The 4450-nt window shown below is 66.8% G+C and carries 7 protein-coding genes; all 7 read left to right on the forward strand.

Annotated features, from left to right (window positions below; all coding sequences use genetic code 11):
• Positions 1 to 151 precede the first annotated feature (151 nt).
• From ACTJJM_RS21070 to fliR, 7 genes are read left to right on the forward strand one after another with little or no spacing between them, the layout of a single operon-like run.
• The gene (locus ACTJJM_RS21070) at positions 152 to 667 is read left to right on the forward strand and encodes a flagellar basal body-associated FliL family protein (RefSeq protein WP_159360106.1); all 516 of its coding nucleotides are present in this window, start codon (positions 152 to 154) and stop codon (positions 665 to 667) included.
• 10 nt (positions 668 to 677) lie between these two features.
• Positions 678 to 1682 carry a flagellar motor switch protein FliM gene (gene fliM, locus ACTJJM_RS21075; RefSeq protein WP_010482429.1) on the forward strand — a complete coding sequence of 335 codons (1005 nt, stop codon included), beginning with the start codon at positions 678 to 680 and terminating at the stop codon, positions 1680 to 1682.
• A complete protein-coding gene (gene fliN, locus ACTJJM_RS21080) occupies positions 1679 to 2014 on the forward strand; it encodes a flagellar motor switch protein FliN (RefSeq protein WP_005409543.1) in 336 nt (111 codons plus the stop codon). Before fliM ends, fliN begins: the two co-directional genes overlap by 4 nt.
• Complete coding sequence (fliO, locus tag ACTJJM_RS21085; protein WP_053442972.1) at positions 2011 to 2430, forward strand: flagellar biosynthetic protein FliO; 420 nt, start codon at positions 2011 to 2013, stop codon at positions 2428 to 2430. The genes fliN and fliO overlap by 4 nt, the downstream gene beginning before the upstream one ends.
• 1 nt (position 2431) lies before the next feature.
• Positions 2432 to 3211 carry a flagellar type III secretion system pore protein FliP gene (fliP, locus tag ACTJJM_RS21090; RefSeq protein ID WP_043395553.1) on the forward strand — a complete coding sequence of 260 codons (780 nt, stop codon included), beginning with the start codon at positions 2432 to 2434 and terminating at the stop codon, positions 3209 to 3211.
• 51 nt (positions 3212 to 3262) lie between these two features.
• Positions 3263 to 3532: a flagellar biosynthetic protein FliQ gene (locus tag ACTJJM_RS21095; protein ID WP_005413254.1), complete on the forward strand. Its 270-nt coding sequence runs from the start codon at positions 3263 to 3265 to the stop codon at positions 3530 to 3532.
• Positions 3533 to 3545: 13 nt separating this feature from the next.
• Positions 3546 to 4337: a flagellar biosynthetic protein FliR gene (gene fliR, locus ACTJJM_RS21100; protein WP_057504317.1), complete on the forward strand. Its 792-nt coding sequence runs from the start codon at positions 3546 to 3548 to the stop codon at positions 4335 to 4337.
• The last annotated feature ends 113 nt before the right edge of the window (positions 4338 to 4450 follow it).

Here is a 4450-nt window from a genome sequence, read left to right on the forward strand (position 1 = left end):
CCCCCCCCCCCCCCCCCCCCCCCCCCCCCCCCCCCCCCCCCCCCCCCGCTACCGATACAGGCATCCGACGGAATTCCGTCACACCCCTCTGCCCCGGCTCCGGCACACCCCTTGCATATCCCGGTGAAGCAACCCTCAGGAGCTTCACCCCGTGGCCGCAGCCGCTGACAAAACCAAGAAGACCGCCGAGAAGGACAAGGCCGCCAAGCCGCGTAGTCCGATCCTGATCACCGCACTGGTGGCCGTACTGGCCGCCGCTGCCGCCGGTGGCGGCGTCTGGTTCTTCACCCAGTCCAAGCACGAAGAGAAGACCGCGCAGACCCCGAAGAAGGCCAGCACTCCGGCACCGGCGCAGTACTTCGCGCTGGACCCCGCGTTCGTGGTCAACCTCAACGGCCCGGTCGACGGCCCGCGCTACCTGCAGCTGGAAGTGCAGCTGATGACCCGCGACCCGACCGCGCTGGAAGCGATCAAGACCCATGCCCCCGCCATCCGCGCACGCCTGCTGATGCTGTTCTCGCAGGTCAGCCCGGACCAGATCGCCGATGTCGCCGGCAAGCAGAAGCTGCAGGCCGCTTCGCTGGCCGAAGTGCAGAAAGTGCTCAAGGCCGAGACCGGCAGCAACGGCGCCGACGATCTGCTGTTCACCAGCTTCGTGACCCAGTAAGGGCCCACCGATGAATGACCTGCTGTCCCAGGACGAGATTGATGCCCTGCTCCACGGCGTGGACAGTGGTGCGGTCGAGACCGATCCGGAACCGCCATCAGGCGAGGCGCGTTCGTACGACTTCGCCAGCCAGGACCGCATCATCCGCGGTCGCATGCCGACCCTGGAAATGGTCCACGAGCGCTTCGCGCGGCTGTGGCGGATCGGCCTGTTCAATCTGATCCGCCGTTCGGCCGAACTGTCGGTGCGCGGCATCGAGCTGATCAAGTTCAACGACTACATGCACTCGCTGTATGTGCCGACAAACCTGAACCTGATCCGCTTCAAGCCGCTGCGCGGTACCGGCCTGATCGTGTTCGAACCGACCCTGGTGTTCGCCATCGTCGACAACTTCTTCGGCGGCGACGGGCGCTACCCCACCCGCATCGAAGGCCGCGAGTTCACCGCCACCGAAATGCGGGTGATCCACCTGCTGCTGAAGCAGACCTTCGCCGACCTTCGCGAAGCCTGGGCACCGGTGATGGATGTCGACTTCGAGTACATCAACTCGGAAATCAACCCGCACTTCGCCAACATCGTGACGCCGCGCGAGTACGTGGTGGTGTGCCGCCTGCACGTCGAGCTCGACGGCGGTGGCGGCGACATCCACGTGACCCTGCCGTACTCGATGCTGGAGCCGATCCGCGAGCTGCTCGACGCCGGCATCCAGAGCGACCGCAATGACCGCGACGAGAGCTGGGGCCAGACCCTGCGCGAACAGCTCAACATCGCCGAGGTGACCCTGTCCAGCGTACTGGCCAGCAAGCGCATGACCCTGCGCGACCTGACCCAGCTGAAGGTCGGCGACATCCTGCCGATCGAACTCAGCCCGCAGGTGCCGCTGTGCGTGGAGAACATTCCCGTGTTCACCGGCGAGTTCGGCATCGCCAACGGCATGAACGCCGTGAAGATCACCGCTACCCATCCGCCGGGCACCCGCCCGCGCGCACCCGTCATCCAGGAAGACCCGCAATGAACGATATCGACGCCCTCGAACCGACCCCGGCCCAGTTCAGCAGCCTGCAGGCCGATGAGGCGAACGGTCCTGACCTGAACCTGGACGTGATCCTGGACGTGCCGGTGACCCTGTCGCTGGAAGTCGGTCGCGCCCGCCTGCCGATCCGCAACCTGCTACAGCTCAACCAGGGTTCGGTGGTGGAACTGGAACGCGGCGCCGGCGAATCGCTGGATGTGTTCGTCAACGGCACCCTGATCGCCCATGGCGAAGTCGTGGTGATCAATGACCGCTTCGGCGTGCGCCTGACCGATGTGGTCAGCCCGAGCGAGCGGATCCGGAGACTGCGTTGAGCCTGCTGGCCTCCACCCTGCTGGCGGCCGGCAAGACCGCCGCCCCGGTTGGCCCGCAGGTCGGCCAGCATGCGGCCGCCGCACCCAGCCTGTTCGGTGCGGTGCTGGCGCTGCTGGCCGTGCTGGCCCTGGTCGTCGGCCTGGGCTGGTTGCTCAAGCGCATGCCCGGCAGCGGCTTCCGCCCGGCCGAAGGCATGAAGCTGGTGGCCAGCCTCAGTGTCGGCGCCAAGGAACGCGTGGTGGTGGTCGAGGTCAATGGCCAGCAACTGCTGCTGGGCGTCACCGCCGGCGGCATCAACACCCTGCATACCCTGCCCGAACCGCTGCCGCCGCCGGCACCGGTGCGCGTGCCGGACTTCAAGAACCTGCCGAATTTCGCCCAGCTGCTGCAGCAGCGGCTGCGCAAGGACCCCTGACATGCGTGTCACCCGTACCCGTCTTGCCACCCTGATGCCGTGGCTGCTGATGCTTGCCCTGTGCCTGTTGCCGGCACTGGCCTTCGCCGCCCCGGGCGCCCCGACCACGCCGCTGCCGGACATCAACGTGGGCAAAATCGGCGGTGCGCCGGTCAGCCTGCCGCTGCAGACCCTGCTGCTGATGACGGCGATCACCCTGATCCCGTCGATGCTGCTGGTGCTGACCTCGTTCACCCGCATCATCATCGTGCTGGGCCTGCTGCGCCAGGCATTGGGCACCGGCCAGACGCCGTCCAACCAGGTGCTGCTGGGTTTGGCGCTGTTCCTGACCGCAATGATCATGCTGCCGACCTGGGACAAGGCCTGGAGCACCGGCATGGCGCCCTATCTCAATGGCGAGATCGACTTCCAGACCGCCTGGACGCTGACCACCTCGCCGCTGCGCGCCTTCATGCTGGCGCAGATCCGCGAGACCGACCTGATGACCTTCGCCGGCATCGCCGGGCACGGCACCTACGCCAGCCCCGATGCGATTCCGTTCCCGGTGCTGGTCGCCTCGTTCGTCACCAGCGAACTGAAGACCGCCTTCGAAATCGGATTCCTGATCTTCATCCCGTTCGTGATCATCGACCTGGTCGTGGCCAGCGTGCTGATGTCGATGGGCATGATGATGCTGTCGCCGATGCTGGTGTCGGCACCGTTCAAGATCCTGCTGTTCGTGCTGGTGGATGGCTGGGTGCTGACCGTGGGCACGTTGGCGGCGAGCTTCAATCCGGCGTGATCGAAAGGCAGTCGAGCCTGGCTCGACTCTACATAAGCAGATGGAATCCGAATGTCTCCCGAACTTGCCTTGACCGAACTGCGTGGCGGCCTGATCACCGTATTGTGGGTGGCTGGCCCGCTGCTGCTCACCGTGCTGGTGGTGGGCGTGGTGGTGGGCGTGGTGCAGGCCGCGACCCAGCTCAACGAACCGACCATCGCCTTCGTCGCCAAGGCGGCGGCGCTGACCGCGGTGCTGTTCGCGCTGGGCAGCCTGCTGATCGGCCACCTGGTGGAGTTCACCACGCTGCTGTTCCAGCGCATTCCACACCTGATCGGCTAGGACACGCGCTTCGATGGACGCCGCCACCCAGATGGCAGCCGACGGCCTGCAGGCCTTCGGCATGATCGGCACCGTGCTGTGGACCATGCTGCGCATCGGTGCCGTGGCCATGGCCATGCCGATGGTCGGCACCCGTGCCGTTCCCGCGCGGGTGCGCGTCGTGCTGGCCGGGACCCTGGCCATCGCGCTGGCGCCGCTGCTGCCGCCAGTACCGGACTGGACGGGCTTCGATGCCGCCACGGTCCTGACCATCGCCCGCGAACTGGCCATCGGCGTGTCCATCGGCTTCCTGCTACGGCTGGTGTTCGAGGCCGGGGCGATGGCCGGCGAACTGATTGCCCAGGGCACCGGCCTGGCCTTCGCGCAGATGAGTGACCCACTGCGTGGCGGCACCTCGGGCGTGATCGGCCAGTGGTTCTATCTGCTGTTCGGCCTGCTGTTCTTCACCGCCAACGGGCACCTGGCGCTGATCTCACTGGTGGTGGACAGCTACCGGGCGCTGCCGATCGGCGCGCCGCTGCCCGACCCGCACGCCTTCTTCAGCATCGCCCCGACCTTCCTGCTGACCGTACTGCGCGGCGCATTGACCCTGGCGATCCCGCTGACCGTGGCGATGCTGGCAGTGAATCTGGCGTTCGGCGTGCTGGCCCGTGCGGCCCCGGCACTGAACCCGATCCAGCTGGGCCTGCCGGTCTCACTGCTGCTGGGCCTGTTCCTGCTGGCGTTGCTGGCCGGGGAAATGGGCCCGCCGGTACAGCGCCTGTTCGACGCCGCCATCCAGGCTGCGGACGCGGTCACACACTGAACTGATCATCACGTTTTACTGCTTGCCATGCCTTTGTTTCTGTAGAGCCGAGCCCATGCTCGGCTGTCTTCGGCAGGAGCGGCAGCCGAGCATGGGCTCGGCTCTACAGGGGC

Origin of the sequence: Stenotrophomonas sp. 22692 (genome assembly GCF_052045015.1) — a bacterium.
Taxonomy (GTDB): Bacteria; Pseudomonadota; Gammaproteobacteria; order Xanthomonadales; family Xanthomonadaceae; genus Stenotrophomonas; species Stenotrophomonas geniculata.

Excerpts from the sequence above, each read along its gene's own strand:
- fliM (WP_010482429.1), top strand. The coding sequence starts at position 678 with ATGAATGACCTGCTGTCCCAGGACGAGATTGATGCCCTGCTCCACGGC.
- fliN (WP_005409543.1), top strand. The coding sequence starts at position 1,679 with ATGAACGATATCGACGCCCTCGAACCGACCCCGGCCCAGTTCAGCAGC.
- fliP (WP_043395553.1), top strand. The coding sequence starts at position 2,432 with ATGCGTGTCACCCGTACCCGTCTTGCCACCCTGATGCCGTGGCTGCTG.
- ACTJJM_RS21095 (WP_005413254.1), top strand. The coding sequence starts at position 3,263 with ATGTCTCCCGAACTTGCCTTGACCGAACTGCGTGGCGGCCTGATCACC.
- fliR (WP_057504317.1), top strand. The coding sequence starts at position 3,546 with ATGGACGCCGCCACCCAGATGGCAGCCGACGGCCTGCAGGCCTTCGGC.